Raw genomic sequence first — 19,540 nt, forward strand, 5'->3', positions numbered from 1 at the left:
ATGAAAATTCAGAATTTAACGAAAGCAGAAGAACAGGTGATGCAGTATTTATGGAAACTGGAAAAAGGATTTCTGAAGGATGTTCTGGACTTGTTTCCGGAACCGAAGCCCCATACGAATACTGTTTCTACCATTTTGAAGGTATTGAAGGATAAAGAATTCGTAGACTATAATGTATACGGAAGACAGCATGAATACTTCCCGTTGGTGACCAAAGAGCAGTATTCGGGGAAGACCATGAAAAGTCTGGTGAAAAATTATTTTAAAGGTTCTTATAAAAGTGCGGTTTCTTTTCTGGTAGAAAAAAATGAAATGAGCGTGGAAGACCTTGAAATGCTTCTTGACGAACTCAAAAAGAAAAACTAATATACTATGGAAACGGTTCTTTTGTACTTTGGAAAAGTGGTGATAAGTTCTGGTGTAATGTTTTTGTACTATCAGTTGTCTTTAAAAGACAAGACATTTCATCATTACAACAGATTTTATCTTCTGGGTTCAATGGTGATATCGCTGCTGCTGCCCCTCATCAGGGTAGATGATTTTACAGTGGAAGTGAATAGCGATGTGTATTTGCTTCTTAATAAAATACAGAATTTTAATACAGATAAAAATATAGACAATGGCTACATTCATTTTAGGATTATTTTTTCAGCTCTGGGACTGGTTTCTCTCTATTTTTTAGGGAAGTTGGTGTTCGGGATTCTCAAGATCCGAAAACTTAAGAAACAGTTTCAGAAAGAAAGTTTTGACGGAATCAATTTCTACCGTACAGACCTTACCGAAGCACCGTTTTCATACTTTAAAAATCTCTTCTGGAAAAATACCATCACATTGAATTCTGAGGTAGGAGAACAGATTTTAAAACATGAAATGGTTCATATTGAGCAGAAACACTCTTTCGATAAGATATTTATTGAGATCATTACTTCTGTTTTCTGGTTCAATCCATTTTTTCATATCATTAAAAAAGAGATCAGTCTCATCCACGAATACCTGGCGGACAAAAAGGCCGTCAAGCAATCGGACACCAAAGCATTTGCGCAGATGCTTTTAGCAAGCCACTTTTCCGGAACACAGTTGCCTGCCACCAGTCCGTTTCTAAGTTCAAATCTAAAAAAACGACTCAAAATGTTACAAAAACCAAAGACCCAATTCGGATATGCGCGTAGAATTTTCGCATTGCCGGTTTTATTTTCAGTAGCCTTTGCCTATATGGTAAACGCAAAGAATAAGGAGATTAATGAAACAAATATAGCCATTGAAGAAGCTGTTTCTCAGATCAAAAAAGATACCGTAAAAGTTGAGAAATCTGAAATAAACGAAGCTATAGAACCTAAATCTGTCAATGAGAAACAAATTGCAGAGCTTGGGAAGAAGATTGAAGAAAAAAGTAAGGTTTTAAAAACTTTAAAGCCTGAAAGTAAAGAATTTCAACAGAAAATTGATGAAATCAGTGAACTTTCAGGGGAATTGGGAACAATTACCAGTTCTGATGATTTTAAAATAGCGATGTCACGTTCCACTTCCGAAGCAAAAAGAATCAATGATTTTTTCAAATCAGACGAATGGAAAAACAAAACTAAAGCCCTTGAGAACCTTGGTGTGGAACTTCCTGATCTGTCTGATCTGAATATTGATTTTTCAGAACTTCCCAATACCCCTCCGAATGCCTATGGAGTAAGAGTTATGAGGCTCAACGATAATGGCTATCAGAACTGGGCCCCACCAACAGAAAAAGAAGTCCGAAAGGCCATGAAAGAAGGTAAGGAAGCCAGAAAAAAAGCTGAAAAGGCCAGAGCTGAAGCCATGAAGATGAGTGAGAAAGCCAGAATTATGGGAGAAGAAGCCAGAATTCAGGGGCAGGCTGCAAGAATAGCCGGCGAAAGAGCCAGAATTGAGGGAATGAAGGCTGGTGAGATCGGAAGAATTGCAGGAGAAAATGCCCGGATAGAAGCCATGAAGGCAGGGGAGGTTGGCAGAGCAGCAGGCGAGAAAGCCCGGATAGCAGGTGAAAGAGCCCGACTGGAGGGTGAAAAAGCAAGACAGGCAGGGGAAAAAATAAGACTTGAAGCAGAACATAGTATGCTTCTAAAAGGCGACTCCAGGATGTATGTATATAAAAATACAAATTCAGAAAAATATGGAGGGGTACCAAAAGTGATGGAGGTGCAAGCTGATTTTATCAAAAAAGATGCTGCCGGAATTTCAATGAATGGCATTAAAAGATTGAAATTGAGCAGTTTTGATGATGCAAAAATTTTCATTGATGGAAGGGCTGCCACGAAAGAAGAATTTGAAACGCTTAAACCTGAAAAGATTGCAAGCATTACCATTAATAAAGAAAATGGACTGAGTTTTAAACGCAGTGAAATGAGAATTCAGACAAAGAAATAAAAGTACCATTAAGCTTTGTCAATTTTAAATTGACAAAGCTTTTTTTATCATTAAAATCAAACTATGAAAACTAAAGTTTTATTCTTTTTACTTGTGGGAATTCTCGCAGGAGCCCAGACTAACAGGTTTTTTTATGAATACAAATTCATTCCGGATTCTAACAATAAAGAAGAAGTGAAGAAGGAAATGATGCTTCTGGACATTAATAAAAACGGTTCTGCATACTACAGTCACGACAAATTTGTTGCAGATTCCACGTCAAGAGCAGAGCTGGAAAAACAAATCAATTCCGGCAGCGGAAACATCAGCGTAAACAGAAGAGACCGGCCGGGCCAGGTTTCTTATAAGATCACTAAAGACTATCCTGATTTTAAAACGTATCTTTTTACAAACATCAGTACAGATAAATATAAAATAAAGGAAGATAAAAAACCGGAATGGAAGATTCTTCCGGACAAACAGAAGATCGGGGAATATAATACGCAGAAAGCAACAACAAGTTATGGCGGAAGAGAATGGACGGCCTGGTTTTCATCAGATATTCCTTTTCAGGACGGACCGTATAAATTCTATGGTCTTCCGGGACTGATCGTAAAAATAGAAGACGCAACAGGTTCACATATCATGACCCTTGTAGGAAATAAAAAAATAGACGGTCCTGCACAGGACAAAGAAATGCAGCTTCCGGACAATGTACGGATATTGGGGATGGGCGGAAAAGAACTCGAAATCACGAAAGACCAGTACAAAAAAGTATGGAAAGCCTATGTGAATGATCCTACCAAAAATATGAGAGAAATGATGATGAAAAGCGGAGGGGATTCAAATACCAAAGTGGCATTTAAAATGAAAACTGCTGATGGAAAAGAGCTCTCAGATCCCAATCAGGTATTCAAAGAAATGGAGAAGAGAACAAAAGAAACACTTCAGAAAAACAATAATCCGATCGAGCCGGATATGACGAAGTAGTCTGCATAATTTTTTAATAGAGAACAGGATGGTTATTAATGACTATCCTGTTTTTATTTTTATTGTTTTAATTTTAAAGCTTTAATGCTAAATATTATGACAGAAAAGGAAAAATGCGCCGCGGGACTTTTGTATGATGCGAATTATGACAGGGAACTTATAAATGAACGGATTGCCTGTAAAGATCTCTGCCTGGAGTATAATCAGCTGAAAAATTCGGATAGCCAAAACAGAGAAAAGCTGATTAAAAAGATTATTGGAAAAACAAAAGAAAACATCTGTATTGAGCCTTCTTTCTGGTGTGATTACGGTTATAATATCGAAACCGGTGAAAATTTTTATGCTAATCATAATTTGACTATTTTAGACTGTGCGAAAGTGGAGTTTGGGGACAATGTTTTTATCGGTCCCAATTGCAGCTTTTATACTGCCGGACATCCTTTGGATGCCAAACAGAGAAATGAAGGTCTTGAATATGCCCGCCCTATCACAGTGGGAGATAATGTATGGCTGGGAGGCAATGTTGTGGTTCTGCCGGGAGTTTCTATTGGAAATAATGCGGTGGTAGGAGCAGGAAGCGTGGTTACCAAAGATATTCCTGACAATAGTGTTGCTGTAGGAAATCCCTGCAAGGTTGTCAAAAATATTGAATAGAAAATAGTTACACCATTATTTATTAATATGAAGAAAACAGCTTTTTTATTTTTCCTGATGTCAGGAATATTATTTTATGCGCAGAACCAGCGCTTTACGTATGAATATAAATATGTTATTGATTCCACAGCCAAAGATAAGGTCGAAACCGAAATGATGGTTTTGGATATTGCTCCCAAAGGATCAAAATTTTACAGCAAAGATTATTTTGAATCTGATTCTTTGATGAGGGACACCTTCAAGAGGCAGGCAAAAGGAGGAAATACGGACATTAATCTTTCCGGAATTAAATTCAAAGGCAAAATAAGGTACAGTGTTGAAAAGAATTATCCCGATTATGCCGTTAATTTTTTTACAACCCTTGCATCCGATGAATATATGGTGCAGGAGGGGCGAACTCAAAACTGGAAGATCCTCCCTGAGAAAGAAAAAGTAGGGGATTTTATGTCACAGAAGGCAACCTGTGATTTTGCAGGCAGAAAATGGACAGCCTGGTTTACCACAGAACTTCCGATTCAGGACGGACCCTATAAATTTCATGGACTTCCCGGATTAATTGTTAAACTGGAAGATACCAGCCGCACGCATACATTTGAACTGAAGGGAATTAAAAAACTTCCGGATAGCTATGAGTGGAAAAGCGTTAAAGATAAAGAACGCTACAATCCGCTTATCACCGTCAATGAAACCAAATATAAGAAAGCTTATAAAGATTACCGCAATGATCCTATGAAAAGTGAAAGGCAGTTGATGGCCCAGGGAGCCATCATTGAGATAAGAGACAACTCAGGCAAAGTTGTAGATCCGGAAAAATCAAGAAGGGATCAGGAAAAGAAAATGAAAGACAACGTCAAAAGGCAAAACAATATCCTGGAATTTGACCTTTTAGAATAAAAGAAATCCCGAAACTTTAGTTTCGGGATTTTTTATATCTGAATGATTTCAGCTGTTAAGCTAATTTCTGAGAGTCTGCGATAAACTGAGCCAATCCGCTGTCTGTTAAAGGATGCTTTAATAAGCTCAAGATCGGAGGAAGTGGAGAAGTGATTACATCTGCTCCGATTTTAGCACAGTCGATGATGTGCATAGAATGACGGATCGATGCAGCCAGGATTTCTGTATCATACATATAGTTGTCAAAAATCAATCTGATCTCCTGGATAAGATTTAATCCGTCTGTTGAGATATCATCCAGTCTTCCTAAGAAAGGAGAAACATAATTAGCCCCTGCTTTAGCAGCTAAAAGTGCCTGTCCAGCAGAGAAAATAAGTGTACAGTTCGTTTTGATCCCTTTATCAGAGAAATATTTTAATGCCTTGATACCGTCTTTGATCATTGGGATCTTTACCACGATATTAGGGTGGATCGCTGCCAGCTCATCACCTTCTTTGATCATTTCTTCGTACGTAGTAGAAAGTACTTCTGCAGAAATGTCTCCGTCTACAAGTTCGCAGATCGTTTTATAATGGTTTTTGATCGCTTCGCTTCCCTGAATTCCTTCTTTTGCCATCAAAGAAGGGTTGGTCGTTACACCATCTAAAATTCCAAGATCTCTTGCTTCTTTAATCTGCTCTAAATTCGCTGTGTCAATAAAAAATTTCATTTTGTTTGATAGATTTATTCCTGCAAAGATAATGAATCCCTTTGTGAGTGGAAAATTTTAATTTTGGTTAGATGTTAGATGTTAGATGTTAGATGTTAGATGTTAGATGTGGCGGGAAAAACTTAAAGGAAGCTCATGATCTTTTAATCTGCCTCTTTTTCGCGGTAAAATATTAACTTTGTTAGACATGAAAGACAATAGTTTTACAGCAGTACTGGAGATTATAGGCATCAATCCTTTTGTTTTCGTTCCCGATGAGATCCTGGACGGTATTTTCATTGCTGCAGGGAAAGACAAAAGTCCTATACCTGTAAAGGGCACCGTAAACGGAAAGGAATTTAAGCAGAACCTGATGAAGTATTTAGGGGAATGGAGATTGTATGTCAATCTTCTCATGCTGAAAAATTCGCCCAAAAGAATAGGAGAGACTATTGAGGTTTCCATAGAATATGATGCTTCAGACAGAAGTATTTCCATTCACCCAAAACTGGATGAAGCTATTAAAGCCAGTCCTGTAGCCACGAAGAATTTTGAAAATCTGATCCCATCAAGAAAAAACGAACTGATCCGATACATCAATAATCTGAAAACGGATAGCAGCATAGAAAGAAATATCGGGAAAATCATCCGCCATTTGCATGGTGAAACAGATTTTTTTGGAAAAAGAATTAATTAAAGATAAATTGCTATTAAATATAAAGACAATGGCCCAAAATGATTTTGAAAATTTTAAACAAGAGGTAAGTTGGTTGATCGGACAAAATGATAGCGTTGAAATCAGACCTGTCATTAGTAAAACTTTTAGTCCCGAATTTATCAGGACATTTCCAACTTTATACCAACTATTGCAGCAATCTGGTTCCATTTTGAGTGTTGATATCGTAACCTCTAAAAACAAAAAATCAAACTATTATTTATATACCTGGACGGACAGGGAAGGTTTAAAATGCGGTTGGCTGTGCAAGGCTGAACACATTCATTCAGAAATTGATGTGTTATCTGAACACCAGTTACTCTTAGGCGAAATGGGGGGAATAAGCGAAACCTATCACCATTTTGATACAGAAACTGAAATGCTGACAGATAATCAGAATTTTATTTTTATCAAATCAGAACTCACTAAAGGTTTAGGTGATTGGAACGATTTGTATGAGCAGGTTTGTACAGATGAAAATGTAAAACAAATGGACACAACAGATTTGATTTGTTTTGCTGTAGAAGCAAACGGCAATGAGGTTTTTTATGATCCCAATACAAAACAGGTTTTCCTTTTTGCTTCCGACCATAGTTTTGAAAATGTAGAGGTTTTAAATGGTCAGGCAGAATACACATTTTATACCATTAATGGTGTAACGACATTCGTTGATTATGTAGAAACACTTGCCGGGCAATGGTTAGAAAATGTAATAACGGAGGATAACTAGATGCCTATATACATTGGACCAACAGAAGATGAAGTACAGACATTATTGAAAAGAAGGACAATATAAACGCAAATGTTTTTTTTGTTGTTATTGCTTAAATCTCCATTTTCCCGAAGTCTGAGAGCTGGAGAAAAGAAAAGATAAAGTATCCGTTACACTCAATGAGAATGAATAAAAATGAATTAATACAATTGGCAAAAGAAATCATGAATGCTGCCGGGAAGAGCGTGGAAGAGCATGATGAAATGTTGCAGAGATTTTTGGATAACGTACCGGATCCCAATGCCGGTAACTTGTTTTTTTCTGTGCAATACGAAGATCTTGACGCAGAAGAAATAGTTGAAAAAGCATTGTCTTATCAACCTATTCAACTATAACCTGTGTTGCGAAGTCATGCGGTGTATTCTATGATATAAAACAAACAAAAATAATTTCTTTAAACATAGTCCAAAGTCAGGAGGCTGAGGACTTCCAGAAAGCTCTATATAATAGACATTCTAAATTAAAGTCAGGATTTTATTTTTTCAAATGCATTTTTTACTGCTTCATTAAGATCAGAGTAATATTTCTCTTTTTGTTTAGTTAATTTATTTTCAAGATCAAAACACTCCTTAATTAAAAATAAAACATCATTTAAAGACTGTAATTTAAACAATGAATAAAAATCAATTTCTAATGCTTGGCTAACTTTAATGAGAAGTTCCCAGTTAGAACTGTTTTTATATCTTTCGATTCTTCCAATTGTAGTACTATTAGATCCTACAAGTAATCCCAAATCTTCTTGTGATAGTTTTTTCTTGAGTCGTTTAACTCTGATTATACAACCAATCTGTAAACCTAAAGCATAAATTTCTTCATTACTATATTCTTTCATATAGTAAAAATTGAAATATTAAATAATATTATTCGATACAAATTTGTATCGAATAATTATTTTTACTACATTTGTAAAATAAGCTACAATAAAGTAGCTTTGCGATACTTCAAAGAAATATAGAAGCTATTGCTTAGAATCTTGTAATAGAAAACTGGTAATTTTTAAAGCAACAAGGTGATAAGTAGGAAGCTCACGACCTAGGCGTGGGTTCTCCTTATCTGTTGCACGGTATACCAGTACCTCTATTACAGATATTGTAGAGTCCCATGCCGTTTTTATTTTCATGAAGTTCTGCTTTTCTACAATTCCCTTTTTCTAAGTTTGCTCACAACATAAAGTATCTTGTATGTTACAATGGGGGTGTACAATCCATTGCGGCCTTTGGGCTTTCAGAAAAACACAAATTCTATTAATATCCAATTTTTGGTTTGTATGGGCGGAAGTCTGCGCATAGGCCGGACTTCCTCCTTTGCAGCCAGTAAAATTGCATTGCAGAAAGCAAAAAGTATTTAGCTACAGAAGAATCAGATAAAGTTCAGCAAATACCCGTATCGTGGATTTTTCATGATGCATAAACCATTATGCCCAATCCGGTAAAAACAATAAATCATAAGAAGAAACAATCAGAATCACATTATAAAAATACAAACTCATGAAAAAGAACATAACAGACTTTCAGTGCCCGTACTGGGCAGTGGGTAAGAAGCCTTCTGGGTTGCAGCTGATGGAGAAATTCTTCCAGTCCAATGATCTGGCAGCCTCTAAAGAAAGATTAAACAGCATTATGAATTATGCTGTCAAAAGGAATATCAGGATAAAACAAGATCCTTCCGTCATCCTTCTTTTTCGTCAGTCGATGCAGTCGTTGGTCCGTGCAGGATATCTTATCACATTGAAGAAAAAGAAAGGGATTACCAATACTCCGTTGCAAAATAATTCTGCACTGCTTCCCGGCTTGCTTTCAGAGAAGGAATTCCAAAACCCTCTACTGGTTTTTAAAAATGCATTCAAAGAATACAGCATAGAAGAGTTCGATTATTTTATGTCCGGGATGATCTATTTCTCACTGGGAATTTACGACCATGTCCCGGAAAGAAATATGGTGAGTCCGTATATTCATCTTACTAAGATGCTGGATGCAGCGCACCTTATTCTTGAGAGGAGAGCGAAATAAATAATGAAGAATTAAAAATTAAAAATTAAAAATGAATAATGAATAGTGAATAGTGAATAGAAATTTTATGATAATTAGTAACAATGAGTCAATACAATACATCACTCAAAATAGAATTACATTAAAATTTTAAAAAAATATAATATATTTAAAACTGATAAAAACAAACACATATGATGAAAAATTTAGTTACTCGGCTTTTATTGCTGATGACCGTTTCCTTTTCTCTCAATTCCTGTAGGACGGATGAGATTATAATAACTACAGAACAGACCCAAAAAGAAAAAATTGCTTTTTTTGAACGTCTTGAAAAAGATCAAACTCTTTCCCGAAATGTTTCACCCAACTATGCAGTTCCTTTCGGAAATTCTATGCTTGCATTCTTTAAAAACTATCCAGAAAAGAAAAAAGAGCTTGAGAATAAATATGGAACTGTAGACCTAAAAATATCCTCACAGGACTTGGATTTGGACAATGGAAGGAAACTTTTGATGTTTCCGATGCTTACCGATGGAAAGGTTACTGCTGTTATAGGTGGAATAATTAATTCTGAAAGAGACTATCTGTATTTTGATGCATATCAGGAGGGACACCCTGACCGTTCTTATCTTATTAAAACATTTCAGGAGTACTATGATAGCAAGGCAGTTTCCAAAAACGACAGTAATAATCCCACTGATGTGGGTGATGTTATCATTATCGTTAAGAAACCACAATTAATACAGCCTGATCCATGGGATAATGGAGGTGGTATTGGACATGATATGGATGGTGGACCTAGTGAGTATACCAACGGTGAAGGTGGAGGTGGAGGTGGAAATACTAATCCAAATACTCCGACTACAAATCCCTGTGAAAAGGCTCAAGACGGAAATAATGCAGCAAATGTAATCTCGGAAAGCTCTGAGTTTAATGATAAAAAAGCTATAGCCACAAACGGAATTACCAATCCTGGACCTGAAAAAGGTTATGTATTTGGAAAAGATGCAAATGGAAATTTGAAAACAGGTGATGTTAAAACAGGAACAAGCAGTACTGTAAGTCTTCCTGCAACAGACCCTAATTTCACTGTTACAGGAAGCGTGCATACGCATACTGGATTGGATAGTTTTGACAGTTTTTCTCCTTTAGACTTCTACGGTATGGGGGCTAACCAGCAAGCGAATCCAAATTACAACCTGATGTTTGTGTTTGGAGCTACGGGAGCAGAGTATAGTTTAGTAATTACCGACCCTGTAAAACTTAAAAACTTTATAAGTATTTATAAACTAGCTACGAGTATAGGGGAAGATAACGGATGGATAAATGGCAGTTCCATTGAAAAAGATTTTATGCATGTATTAGATACATTTGTTTCACAAGGTAAAACATTGGATAATGCATATGTTCTAGCTAATGCTTATGTATTGACAAAATATGATACAGGAATGGCAATAAGCAAAAAGGACACAGATGGAAAGTTTAAAACCATATTTGTGAAAGAGAAAAGTAATTCCCATAATACTAGCTACAACCAAACTACTGACTGTAATTTATAAAAATTTAGAATGAAAAATATATTTAAAATCTTTAGCATTACCATATTATTTTTGACCAGTACTAAAATTAATGCACAATTAGATACCCTAAGTTACTTAAAGCAATTTGAGGATAATAAATCCCAATACATAAATAAACCCATGTCATATTTATTAGGAAACATGGCTCAAATACAACCAAAAACGATTTGGCCTGTTCCTGTAACCAATAAAAAATCAGTCATTCGAGAATCCAGATTAAAATTCTCTGACCTCGGTTATAGTAATACTATTACAATGCGAATCACTTGGCAAGAAGAAATACCTTATTCTCAGGTAGATTATTACCAGAAAAAAAATAACTTCTATTTTACTACTGATGAAAGAGTATTTTATGGGAGTAAAATAGTAAAAGATATTATGGTATATCGGTAAGATGAAAAATATCTGTAAAATCTTTAGCATTGTCTTGTTATTTTTGACCAGCACTAAAATTAATGCACAATTAGATACTTTAAATTATTTAAAACAATTTGAAGCTAACAAGGCACAATATGTCAATAAACCATTTTCTTTTTTATTAGGGCAAATGACCAAGATACAACCAAAAACGGTATGGTTCGTTCCTGTTACTAGTAAAAAGAATGTTACCAAAGAATCTATTTTTAATTTTTGTAATATAGATTATAGCTTTCACAATGCGATCACATTACGCATTACATGGCAGGAAGAAATTCCTAGAAGTCAAACAAAATATTATGAGCAGAAAAATAACTTCTATTTTACTACTGAAGAAAGAGTATTTTATGGGAGTAAAATAGTAAAAGATATTATGGTATATCGGTAAGATGAAAAATATATTTAAAATCTTTAGAATGATACTATCATTTTTTTTAGTATTAAAATTAATGCGCAATTAGACACCCTAAGCTGCTAATATTGTATCGTGTAGGAAATAAAGAGAGAATCAATCCATGTTTTATTCATTCGCTTAATCAACGACAGAGTCGCCTTCTTTGCTTTCTTTAAAACCGAACGTTCTCAAAATAAAAGCTTTGCGTTTGAACATAAAACAAGGAGATTTATCGTGAAAGAATTTTATAGACGCACAGGTTTATTTAAGTAATGATATAGTTTAGGAATCAAAGAGAAAATCAATCCATAATTGATTGGATGAAGCGCACGTTTTATGCAGCAGCTTAATCAACGACAGAGTCGCCTTCTTTGCTTTCCTTAAAACCGAACGTTCTCAAAATAAAGCTTTGCGTTTAAACATAAAAACAATAGTATTTATCATGGAAGAATTTTATAGATGCAAAGGTTTAGGAATATATACGTTGAAAATATCCTTTAGAGGAACAACCAGTTGACTGAGCCATCGCCTAAATGGGAAATGCGGTTGAAAAAATATTTGGGGGTATATCCTGTCAATTCTTTAAAATCCCGGATCATATGGGATTGGTCGAAGTAATCTGCCAGTAAGGATAGAGTAGTGAGTGAGTGTTGATCTATATCCAAACGATGGGTGTTTATCGCTCTTCGGAAACGGATTGTTTTTCGGAATTCCGAAGGGGTTTTGCAGAGGTAACGATCAAAATGCTGGTGTAATGTCTGACGGGATATAGCATGACTCTTGCATATGGCTGTAATGCTGCGCTCCTGAGCTTCACTGTTTGTCATTTCATCCAGTATGGCAGGAAGGAAAGGGTGCTGAAATCCCTGATATTTGCTGATCCAGTAGGCTTCCATCGCTTCCACTTTTTCTGAAAGAATCGGTATGTCCTGAATCTTACGCATAGCAGGTAAAAAATCAGGATAAGGGTTAAAAACGGAGAAATGCCCATTGACAAAATCTTTTAGGGGGGAAGGGAGAAAGGCATTAACAGCCAGTGGCTTGAATAAGGTAGTTATCTCGCTGATCGGGCCTTCGTATCTGGCACAAACCGCCTTACTGAATTTTCCAACGATACGACTTTGCAGTATTCCATTGGGTTCATGATGGATTGATATCAGTTCATTGTTGATCTCGGTTACTGCATCAGCATAGAGACAGACTATATGATGCATGCTGGGAAAAGTCAGGTAAGTATTCGGAAGTTCTTCTGGCTGACGAGTGAGTATATAAAAGCAGTCAATATAGGCTTTTAATAATGGTGAAAGTGGTTTATAAATAGTAATCTCCATATCCGGTGCTAATTTAACAATAAAATATCTACTTTACATCCGTACAATTAATAAACGGTGCAATGCATTTTCTTTGCATCAAATTTAAAATATGAAACATACGTACTCACTGATTGTATCTTTATTAATGATCTCTTTATTGCAGCCGGTTATACTGATGGGGCAATCGAAAGATCCGCTGGTTGATGCAGCTGCCAATCATCTTAAAAAGCTTGCAGAAAATGACCATTTCAGCGGGGTTGTACTTATTGCCAAGGATGGTAAAGCGATTTTCAGTAAAGCTTACGGTTTTGCTAACCTTTCCGACAGTATTCCTAACAGGCTGGATACCCGTTTTAACCTGGCTTCTCTGGATAAAATGTTCACGGCAATGGCAGTCATGCAATTGGTACAGGCAGACAAAATCTCTACGGATGCAACAGTGGGCCGTTATTTACCAAACTACATGAACCGTACGGTAGCAGATTCTGTTACCATACATCAGTTGCTTACCCATACATCCGGTATGGGCAGCTTTTGGGAGGAGTATGATAAGGTAGCCAAGGAAAAATACAAAACCGTCGATGACTATTTACCTTTGTTTGTGAACAAACCGTTGCTTCTTAAACCGGGTACACGTTACTTATATAGCAATTCTGGCTATACGCTCTTGGGAAAGATCATTGAACAGGTGAGTGGTAAGACCTATTTTGATTATGTAAAGCAACATATCTTTCTTCCTGCAAAGATGTATGATACAGACGCTTTGGAATTGGATGATGTGCTGCCACGCATTGCGACTGGCTATACCATGTCTCAGGAACATCCTGGCAGTTGGAAAAACAACACTTATGCTAATGTCGTAAAGGGAGGACCGGCAGGGGGCAGCTATGCCACTGCGGCAGATCTGCTCCGTTTTGCCAATGCCGTTGTGTCCAACAGTTTACTTAATCAGGAAAATACTGAACGATACATCAAAGGAAAGGTAAGGTATGAAAAGGGAAGTTATGCTTACGGGATGAGTACTGATACGATAAACGGGCACATGATTTTTGGCCACACGGGAGGGCACCTCGGCATTGCCGACGAGCTTATGATCTGTCCCGACTTAGGTTATACAGTCGTCATCCTGACCAACGGAGAGGTAGAGAATTATTGGGAAATCAGCAACTTTATTAAATCAAAAATGTTTGGCCGTTCATCGGCAACAGACCATTATTTTTTCACTAAAAGTGTTATTGAAGCCACTGTAAAAAATGGTGTAGATGCTGGGATCAAAAGGGCTGGAGAAAATAAAGACAAATTAGAGCTGCGTGAAGGTATCATAGAGCGATGGGCATATCATAACCTCTTTGACATGAAAAATAAAGAGGCTTTATCACTGTTCCTGCTTAATGCACGCAGTTTCCCAAAATCTTCCAATGCACTGTACAATCTTGCGGAAGGTTACCGTCTTACTGGAAATAATAGTGAAGCTGTTGCTGTTTTTGAACAATATCTCAAACTGGAACCGGATGATGCTGAGGTAAAGGAAAAAATCAGAATTTTAAAAAAAGCTTCAAACTGAAAGAGGTTTTGAGGTTTACACAGATCAATCATAAATAAGGTACATCTTGCTTGATTATCCATCTCCTTTCAAAAGAGTCTGAATAATTCTACCGAGTAAAATAAACTGCCCCAAAAGTTAAATACTTTTGGGGCAGTCTGTTATAAATTCTATACTGTATTTTCTTTTATGAATTTAAAGCTTTGCTAAGTTTTACAGCATCCTGATTGGTAGGATCATACTGGATAGATTTAGCAATGTGCTCTTTGGCTTTACCCGGATCTGTTTTCTGTTCTGTAAAGGCCAGGTAGAAATAGGCGTAAGCCAGATTTTTCTTATTTTGTTCTACTTCCGCAGGTTTTACAGTCGCAATATATTTTTCATAAGCAATTTTTGCATTGGCATCATCTTTAGCAGACTGATAAGCATAGGCCTGGCTGTAATATGATGGAGCCCAGTCTGGTAACAAAACGGATATCTTTTTCCATGTATCCACTGCATTGGTCCAGTCTGACGCTTCCTGATAAGCCGCTGCCAATTTTGCTAATGATTCTGTATCCTTTGGATTAGCCTCAATTTGTTTTTTAAGGCCCTCTATAGTCGAAGTATCAACTGCCTGAGTGGTTGAAGCAGTAGTTGATGTACTGGTTGTACTGTCTGTTTGAGTGGTTTGTGCATTTACAAAACCTGCACTTCCTACAAGTATTAATCCTAAAAATAGGTTTTTAATATTAATTTTAGTCATTTTCATAATCTTACATTTTTAAAATTCTAACTTCTAAAGTTCAATAATAATTCCACAAAGACTGAAATTTTAGAAGCTTTAAGTTTTTTTAGAGAATATTAACGGATACGTGTTTTTTTTTAGCTTAATTTTTGATTCGTTGGTGTTTGAGTTTATCTTTGTAATTGAAATATTTTTTAATAATCAACATAATTTCCCTCTATGAATATCATATTAGCCTCAACGTCCACAATTTTCGGTGGAGAATATCTGGAATACCTGAGAGAAGAATTAGTAGAATTATATAAAGGAATTGATGAAATTATTTTCGTTCCTTTTGCAAGACCGGGTGGAATTTCCCATGACGATTATACCGCGAAGGCCCGATCTTTTTTTGAAACAATCAACATTACGGTAAAAGGTCTTCATGAATTTGACAATAAAACAGAAGCTTTAAATAGCGCTCAGGGATACTTTACAGGCGGAGGAAATACCTTTTTACTGGTTAAAACTCTACATGAAGAGGGCTTGATGTCTTTGCTTAAAACAAATGTAGAAAGCGGAAAAGCTTATCTGGGATGCAGTGCCGGAAGTAATATTGGGGGGCAGAATATGAAAACCACAAACGACATGCCTATTGTCTATCCACCAAGTTTTGATTGTATGGGCCTTGTTCCGTTCAACCTTAATCCACACTATCTTGATCCAAACCCGGATTTGAAGCACAACGGGGAAACCAGAGAAACCAGGATCAGAGAATTCCTGACGCAGAATGATCTTAAAGTAGTTGGACTTCGTGAAGGAAACTGGATCAGAAGAATTGGAGATGCCATTACAGTAGAAGGAAGTGAACAGACAAGGATTTTTGAAAAAGATAAGGAGCCTTATGAAATAGAAGCGGGAAGCGTTCTTTAGGTCATGGAAAGAAGCTCTTATTTTTATTATATTTGATCATCAATTGAATAACGGATGCTTTACGAGTGCGGTTCATAAAGCATCTGTAAGTATAGATCTATAAAACATATCAATGAAAAAAACACTTACCGTTCTGATACTGTCGGTTCAGGTGCTGTCTGCCCAGAACATTGCGCAGAAGCTGGATAAAGCCACCAAAGATCTTATGGATTCTTCAGGAGCGATTTCATCCGGCTTATCATTCTATGTTACGGATGAAAACGGAACTTTTATCTATGAATATCAAGGAAGCAAAGGTCTTTCCACAGCTTCGACGCAGAAAATATTTACAGCTGCCGCAGCTCTTGAAACATTAGGGAAAAATTACACTTATACAACCACTGCAGGATATTCGGGAAAGCTGTCATCAGGAATCCTGAACGGAGACCTTATCATAAGTTCAAACGGTGATCCTACTTTGGGAAGCTGGCGGTATGAAGCGTATAAGCCGGAAAGTTTTAAAAAGAAATTCATTGAAGCGCTTAAAAACTCAGGGATAACGAAGGTTTCGGGTAATCTTGTGATTGACGATTCTTATTTTGACCACCAGACCATTCCCGGCGGATGGCCCTGGGATGATCTCGGCAACTATTACGGAGCGGGGGTGTGGGGAGTCAACTGGAGAGAAAATCAGTTTGACATCAATATTAACGGAACCGAGTTTAAAGGATTTTCTTATCCCCTCGACAATATAAAATGGCTGAATGACCTGAAAGCAGGTGGAAGCTCAGATCAGAGTCTTATTTTTACGGCTCCGCATTCTGATGTAGCTTTGATCAATGGAACATTGCCAGCGGGGAAAACCGTTACAGTTTCCGGAGCTTTGCCCAATCCACCCCTGCAGTTAGGGACCGAAGCTCAGAAATGGCTTAAAGAGGCGGGAATTGAAATTTCCGGAGAAGCCGTTACAGGCTCACAACTGGAATTGCAGGGAAAGCAGGTGCCGGGTGCACCGAAAAATATAATTCTTACCTATGAGTCACCGACTTTGGATAAAATTGTATATTGGTTTCTCAGAAAAAGTGTAAACCTTTATGGCGAAACCATCATTAAAACTTTAGGAAAAGAGAAAAAAGGAAATTCCAGCTTTAAGAGTGGAGTTGCTTATTTAAAGGAATTCTGGAAATCAAAAGGTATACATCCAAACATGATCAATTTTGCGGACGGCAGCGGACTTTCTCCTCAAAACTATGTCGCTGCCAAAGCTGAAGTTCAGGCCTTGTTATATGCCAAAAAACAAAACTGGTTTGATGCTTATTATGATGGATTTCCGGTTCAGGACAACGGAATGAAAATGAAAAGCGGAACTATGAGAGATACCAAATCTTTTGCAGGATACCACACCGCAAAAGATGGTAAAAAATATACTTTTTCAATCATCATTAATAACTATCAGGGAAGCGGAAGTACAGAACTGCAGAAAATTCTGAATGTCTTAAAATAAAAAACAGCTTTGAGAAAATCCATACTTGCCAGACTGAATAACTGGATCATATTTTTGCTGATGACCCTGGTCGTCGTGACGATTGTGATCGCTTCAACTATTCTTATCAATTTTCTAAGAAAAGAAGAAATCAAACGGGTAGATATTTTGGTAAGTGCTTTAAAGTTTCAGCAGGAAGTGACTCCCAGTCTGGAAGTTCAGGAACTGATTCTGAAAATATACAGCTCCAATACGACGATCCCAATGGTTGTACTGGATAGAGAAGACCGGCCGATGGTTCACAAAAATATTCCTCAGGAAATTGAAAATGATCCGGTCCTGGTAACTCTTCTGGCGAAAAAAATGGCAAAAAGCTATCCCCCGATTGAAATTAAAGTGCCTGACGGGAATAATCAGTTTGTGTATTATGACAATTCACAGATCCTTAATAATTTGAGGTATTCACCTTATATACTAGGTTTTTTTATTTTGTGTTATTTCCTGTTTTCATTCTGGTTTTTAAGAACAATCAAGAAAACCGATGAAGGATATTTGTGGGCCGGACTGGCCAAAGAAACGGCTCACCAGATCGGAACACCTCTGTCTTCCATGATTGGATGGATGGAAATAATGAAAATGGATAATCCCGAATCTGAAGGAATACACGAGATCGAAAGAGATATTGAAAGACTGAGAACGATTTCTGAACGTTTTTCAAAAATTGGATCGATTCCTGAGCTTAACGATCTGAATTTTAATGAAACGATTTCAGAAAATTATGACTATCTGAAGACAAGAATCTCAAAGAAAATAGATTTCAGTCTTCATCTTCCCACCTATAAAATCCTGGTTCCCCACAATAAAATCCTGATGAGCTGGGTGATTGAGAACCTGGTCAAAAATGCCGTGGATGCCATGAAAGGAGAAGGAGTATTGCATATGTACGTCTTTGAAAGAAACAAAAATATTCTGATTGAAGTAAAGGATTCCGGAAGCGGAATGACCAAACAGCAGGCAAGAAATGCTTTCAAGCCAGGGTATTCAACCAAGAAAAGAGGCTGGGGATTGGGGCTATCCCTGGCAAGAAGGGTGATTCATGAATACCACAACGGAGATATTAAAATTTCCCAGACTGAAGTAGGCAAGGGGACGACATTCAGAATAACGATCAAAAAAGCGTAAAAATTTATACTTTACGGCAAAACTTATTTTCCTGTTTACATTCTATATTAAAAAAAGTTAAAGTACTTTTAATAATCATCCCTTTTCCCAAATTATAAGTAGATTCGCGGTTCTTCAATACCGATATGGGTTCATTGATCCTATGTTATAGTTAAGCTAAAGATTATCAATTAAATACTATAAGAATTATGAGAAAAAGTGTTAAGGTTTTTACGATGTTGTTTGTACTCTTAATTAATTTTTTTAATGCACAGGTAAAAGACTTTGTTATTGAGCCTCCGCTTAGTCCCAAACTTTATGTATATAAATCATTTGGTGTTTTTGGAGGTAGAGAATATTCGGCTAATGGTCTTTATCTGATCACGAAGAAAGGAGTGGTACTTTTTGATGTTCCATGGCAGAAAACCCAGTATCAAACACTTATGGATACTATAAAAAAACGTCATAACCTACCTGTGATTGCTTTATTTGCAACACATTCTCATGACGACCGGGCGGGAGATCTTAGCTTTTATAATAAAAAAGGGATCAGTACCTACGCCACTGCTAAAACCAACGAACTTTTAAAAAAGGAAGGAAAAGCTACTTCGAGTAAAATAATAGAAGTTGGAAAAAAATATAAAATAGGAGGGGAGGAATTTACAGTAGACTTTCTTGGTGAAGGACATACGGTAGATAATGTTGTGGTTTGGTTTCCAAAATACAATGTATTGGACGGTGGATGTTTAGTGAAAAGCATAAGCGCTACTGATCTTGGCTATACCGGAGAAGCCAATGTAAAAGAATGGCCGCTTACCATGGCAAAGCTTAAAGCCAAATATCCTGCTGATGCAAAGGTGATTCCAGGTCATGATGAATGGAAGAAAGAGGGACATGTAGAACATACTCTTGAACTTTTAAACAAGCAAAATGCTCAATAAAAATAGAAAAAGCGGG

At 36.8% G+C, this 19,540-nt stretch carries 21 protein-coding genes; 17 read left to right on the plus strand and 4 right to left on the minus strand.

What is annotated here, in order from left to right:
- The 5 genes from IW16_RS19905 to IW16_RS19925 all read left to right on the plus strand — a co-directional run bounded on the left by IW16_RS19905 (position 1) and on the right by IW16_RS19925 (position 4,911).
- Entirely contained in the window at positions 1–366 is a 366-nt protein-coding gene (locus tag IW16_RS19905) for a BlaI/MecI/CopY family transcriptional regulator (protein WP_034748855.1), read from the plus strand.
- 6 nt (positions 367–372) lie between these two features.
- Positions 373–2,394 carry a M56 family metallopeptidase gene (locus IW16_RS19910; protein WP_034748690.1) on the plus strand — a complete coding sequence of 674 codons (2,022 nt, stop codon included), beginning with the start codon at positions 373–375 and terminating at the stop codon, positions 2,392–2,394.
- Between the two features lie 63 nt (positions 2,395–2,457).
- On the plus strand, positions 2,458–3,363 hold the full coding sequence (locus IW16_RS19915) for a GLPGLI family protein (RefSeq protein ID WP_034748701.1): 906 nt from the start codon (positions 2,458–2,460) through the stop codon (positions 3,361–3,363).
- Positions 3,364–3,459: 96 nt separating this feature from the next.
- Complete coding sequence (locus tag IW16_RS19920; RefSeq protein ID WP_034748704.1) at positions 3,460–4,017, plus strand: sugar O-acetyltransferase; 558 nt, start codon at positions 3,460–3,462, stop codon at positions 4,015–4,017.
- Between the two features lie 27 nt (positions 4,018–4,044).
- Positions 4,045–4,911 carry a GLPGLI family protein gene (locus IW16_RS19925; protein ID WP_034748707.1) on the plus strand — a complete coding sequence of 289 codons (867 nt, stop codon included), beginning with the start codon at positions 4,045–4,047 and terminating at the stop codon, positions 4,909–4,911.
- A 55-nt stretch (positions 4,912–4,966) separates the two neighbouring features.
- Here IW16_RS19925 and fsa read toward each other — a convergent pair whose 3' ends face one another.
- On the minus strand, positions 4,967–5,620 hold the full coding sequence (gene fsa, locus IW16_RS19930) for a fructose-6-phosphate aldolase (RefSeq protein ID WP_034748712.1): 654 nt from the start codon (positions 5,618–5,620) through the stop codon (positions 4,967–4,969).
- 187 nt (positions 5,621–5,807) lie between these two features.
- Here fsa and IW16_RS19935 point away from each other — a divergent pair, with 187 nt between their 5' ends.
- The 3 genes from IW16_RS19935 to IW16_RS19945 all read left to right on the plus strand — a co-directional run bounded on the left by IW16_RS19935 (position 5,808) and on the right by IW16_RS19945 (position 7,421).
- Positions 5,808–6,296, plus strand: a complete 489-nt coding sequence (locus tag IW16_RS19935) for a YdeI/OmpD-associated family protein (protein ID WP_034748715.1) — start codon at positions 5,808–5,810, stop codon at positions 6,294–6,296.
- Positions 6,277–7,044, plus strand: a complete 768-nt coding sequence (locus IW16_RS19940) for a hypothetical protein (protein ID WP_131327943.1) — start codon at positions 6,277–6,279, stop codon at positions 7,042–7,044. Before IW16_RS19935 ends, IW16_RS19940 begins: the two co-directional genes overlap by 20 nt.
- Positions 7,045–7,211: 167 nt before the next feature.
- Positions 7,212–7,421 (plus strand): hypothetical protein, encoded by a 210-nt coding sequence (locus IW16_RS19945; protein ID WP_034748857.1) that lies wholly within the window; start codon positions 7,212–7,214, stop codon positions 7,419–7,421.
- A 131-nt stretch (positions 7,422–7,552) separates the two neighbouring features.
- Here IW16_RS19945 and IW16_RS19950 read toward each other — a convergent pair whose 3' ends face one another.
- Entirely contained in the window at positions 7,553–7,918 is a 366-nt protein-coding gene (locus IW16_RS19950; protein ID WP_034748718.1) for a helix-turn-helix transcriptional regulator, read from the minus strand.
- A gap of 655 nt (positions 7,919–8,573) precedes the next feature.
- Here IW16_RS19950 and IW16_RS19955 point away from each other — a divergent pair.
- From IW16_RS19955 to IW16_RS19970, 4 genes are all read left to right on the plus strand, one after another.
- Positions 8,574–9,095: a hypothetical protein gene (locus IW16_RS19955; RefSeq protein ID WP_034748720.1), complete on the plus strand. Its 522-nt coding sequence runs from the start codon at positions 8,574–8,576 to the stop codon at positions 9,093–9,095.
- 173 nt (positions 9,096–9,268) lie between these two features.
- Positions 9,269–10,633, plus strand: a complete 1,365-nt coding sequence (locus IW16_RS19960) for a hypothetical protein (RefSeq protein ID WP_131327944.1) — start codon at positions 9,269–9,271, stop codon at positions 10,631–10,633.
- Positions 10,634–10,642: 9 nt separating this feature from the next.
- On the plus strand, positions 10,643–11,047 hold the full coding sequence (locus tag IW16_RS19965) for a hypothetical protein (protein ID WP_034748725.1): 405 nt from the start codon (positions 10,643–10,645) through the stop codon (positions 11,045–11,047).
- Position 11,048: 1 nt separating this feature from the next.
- Entirely contained in the window at positions 11,049–11,459 is a 411-nt protein-coding gene (locus IW16_RS19970) for a hypothetical protein (protein WP_034748728.1), read from the plus strand.
- Positions 11,460–11,962: 503 nt separating this feature from the next.
- On the opposite strand, the gene IW16_RS19975 is transcribed toward IW16_RS19970, so the two are convergent.
- Entirely contained in the window at positions 11,963–12,796 is an 834-nt protein-coding gene (locus tag IW16_RS19975) for a helix-turn-helix domain-containing protein (protein ID WP_034748731.1), read from the minus strand.
- 91 nt (positions 12,797–12,887) lie between these two features.
- On the opposite strand from IW16_RS19975, the gene IW16_RS25850 reads away from it, so the two are divergent.
- Positions 12,888–14,342: a serine hydrolase gene (locus IW16_RS25850; RefSeq protein ID WP_051890504.1), complete on the plus strand. Its 1,455-nt coding sequence runs from the start codon at positions 12,888–12,890 to the stop codon at positions 14,340–14,342.
- 166 nt (positions 14,343–14,508) lie between these two features.
- On the opposite strand, the gene IW16_RS19985 is transcribed toward IW16_RS25850, so the two are convergent.
- The gene (locus tag IW16_RS19985; protein WP_034748734.1) at positions 14,509–15,072 is read right to left on the minus strand and encodes a tetratricopeptide repeat protein; all 564 of its coding nucleotides are present in this window, start codon (positions 15,070–15,072) and stop codon (positions 14,509–14,511) included.
- A 195-nt stretch (positions 15,073–15,267) separates the two neighbouring features.
- On the opposite strand from IW16_RS19985, the gene pepE reads away from it, so the two are divergent.
- From pepE to blaIND, 4 genes are all read left to right on the plus strand, one after another.
- Positions 15,268–15,960: a dipeptidase PepE gene (gene pepE, locus IW16_RS19990; RefSeq protein WP_034748737.1), complete on the plus strand. Its 693-nt coding sequence runs from the start codon at positions 15,268–15,270 to the stop codon at positions 15,958–15,960.
- Positions 15,961–16,072: 112 nt separating this feature from the next.
- Complete coding sequence (gene dacB / locus IW16_RS19995; RefSeq protein ID WP_034748740.1) at positions 16,073–17,443, plus strand: D-alanyl-D-alanine carboxypeptidase/D-alanyl-D-alanine endopeptidase; 1,371 nt, start codon at positions 16,073–16,075, stop codon at positions 17,441–17,443.
- 9 nt (positions 17,444–17,452) lie between these two features.
- Positions 17,453–18,604, plus strand: a complete 1,152-nt coding sequence (locus IW16_RS20000) for a sensor histidine kinase (protein ID WP_034748742.1) — start codon at positions 17,453–17,455, stop codon at positions 18,602–18,604.
- A gap of 188 nt (positions 18,605–18,792) precedes the next feature.
- Positions 18,793–19,524 carry an IND family subclass B1 metallo-beta-lactamase gene (blaIND, locus tag IW16_RS20005; RefSeq protein ID WP_034748744.1) on the plus strand — a complete coding sequence of 244 codons (732 nt, stop codon included), beginning with the start codon at positions 18,793–18,795 and terminating at the stop codon, positions 19,522–19,524.
- Positions 19,525–19,540: the final 16 nt, after the last annotated feature.

Origin of the sequence: Chryseobacterium vrystaatense (assembly GCF_000737765.1) — a bacterium.
Taxonomy (GTDB): Bacteria; Bacteroidota; Bacteroidia; order Flavobacteriales; family Weeksellaceae; genus Chryseobacterium; species Chryseobacterium vrystaatense.

What these genes read in the sequence shown, in the direction of transcription:
- IW16_RS19905 (WP_034748855.1), top strand. Translation starts at nt 1, where the DNA reads ATGAAAATTCAGAATTTAACGAAAGCAGAAGAACAGGTGATGCAGTAT.
- IW16_RS19910 (WP_034748690.1), top strand. Translation starts at nt 373, where the DNA reads ATGGAAACGGTTCTTTTGTACTTTGGAAAAGTGGTGATAAGTTCTGGT.
- IW16_RS19915 (WP_034748701.1), top strand. Translation starts at nt 2,458, where the DNA reads ATGAAAACTAAAGTTTTATTCTTTTTACTTGTGGGAATTCTCGCAGGA.
- IW16_RS19920 (WP_034748704.1), top strand. Translation starts at nt 3,460, where the DNA reads ATGACAGAAAAGGAAAAATGCGCCGCGGGACTTTTGTATGATGCGAAT.
- IW16_RS19925 (WP_034748707.1), top strand. Translation starts at nt 4,045, where the DNA reads ATGAAGAAAACAGCTTTTTTATTTTTCCTGATGTCAGGAATATTATTT.
- fsa (WP_034748712.1), bottom strand. Translation starts at nt 5,620, where the DNA reads ATGAAATTTTTTATTGACACAGCGAATTTAGAGCAGATTAAAGAAGCA.
- IW16_RS19935 (WP_034748715.1), top strand. Translation starts at nt 5,808, where the DNA reads ATGAAAGACAATAGTTTTACAGCAGTACTGGAGATTATAGGCATCAAT.
- IW16_RS19945 (WP_034748857.1), top strand. Translation starts at nt 7,212, where the DNA reads ATGAATAAAAATGAATTAATACAATTGGCAAAAGAAATCATGAATGCT.
- IW16_RS19950 (WP_034748718.1), bottom strand. Translation starts at nt 7,918, where the DNA reads ATGAAAGAATATAGTAATGAAGAAATTTATGCTTTAGGTTTACAGATT.
- IW16_RS19955 (WP_034748720.1), top strand. Translation starts at nt 8,574, where the DNA reads ATGAAAAAGAACATAACAGACTTTCAGTGCCCGTACTGGGCAGTGGGT.
- IW16_RS19960 (WP_131327944.1), top strand. Translation starts at nt 9,269, where the DNA reads ATGATGAAAAATTTAGTTACTCGGCTTTTATTGCTGATGACCGTTTCC.
- IW16_RS19965 (WP_034748725.1), top strand. Translation starts at nt 10,643, where the DNA reads ATGAAAAATATATTTAAAATCTTTAGCATTACCATATTATTTTTGACC.
- IW16_RS19970 (WP_034748728.1), top strand. Translation starts at nt 11,049, where the DNA reads ATGAAAAATATCTGTAAAATCTTTAGCATTGTCTTGTTATTTTTGACC.
- IW16_RS19975 (WP_034748731.1), bottom strand. Translation starts at nt 12,796, where the DNA reads ATGGAGATTACTATTTATAAACCACTTTCACCATTATTAAAAGCCTAT.
- IW16_RS25850 (WP_051890504.1), top strand. Translation starts at nt 12,888, where the DNA reads ATGAAACATACGTACTCACTGATTGTATCTTTATTAATGATCTCTTTA.
- IW16_RS19985 (WP_034748734.1), bottom strand. Translation starts at nt 15,072, where the DNA reads ATGAAAATGACTAAAATTAATATTAAAAACCTATTTTTAGGATTAATA.
- pepE (WP_034748737.1), top strand. Translation starts at nt 15,268, where the DNA reads ATGAATATCATATTAGCCTCAACGTCCACAATTTTCGGTGGAGAATAT.
- dacB (WP_034748740.1), top strand. Translation starts at nt 16,073, where the DNA reads ATGAAAAAAACACTTACCGTTCTGATACTGTCGGTTCAGGTGCTGTCT.
- blaIND (WP_034748744.1), top strand. Translation starts at nt 18,793, where the DNA reads ATGAGAAAAAGTGTTAAGGTTTTTACGATGTTGTTTGTACTCTTAATT.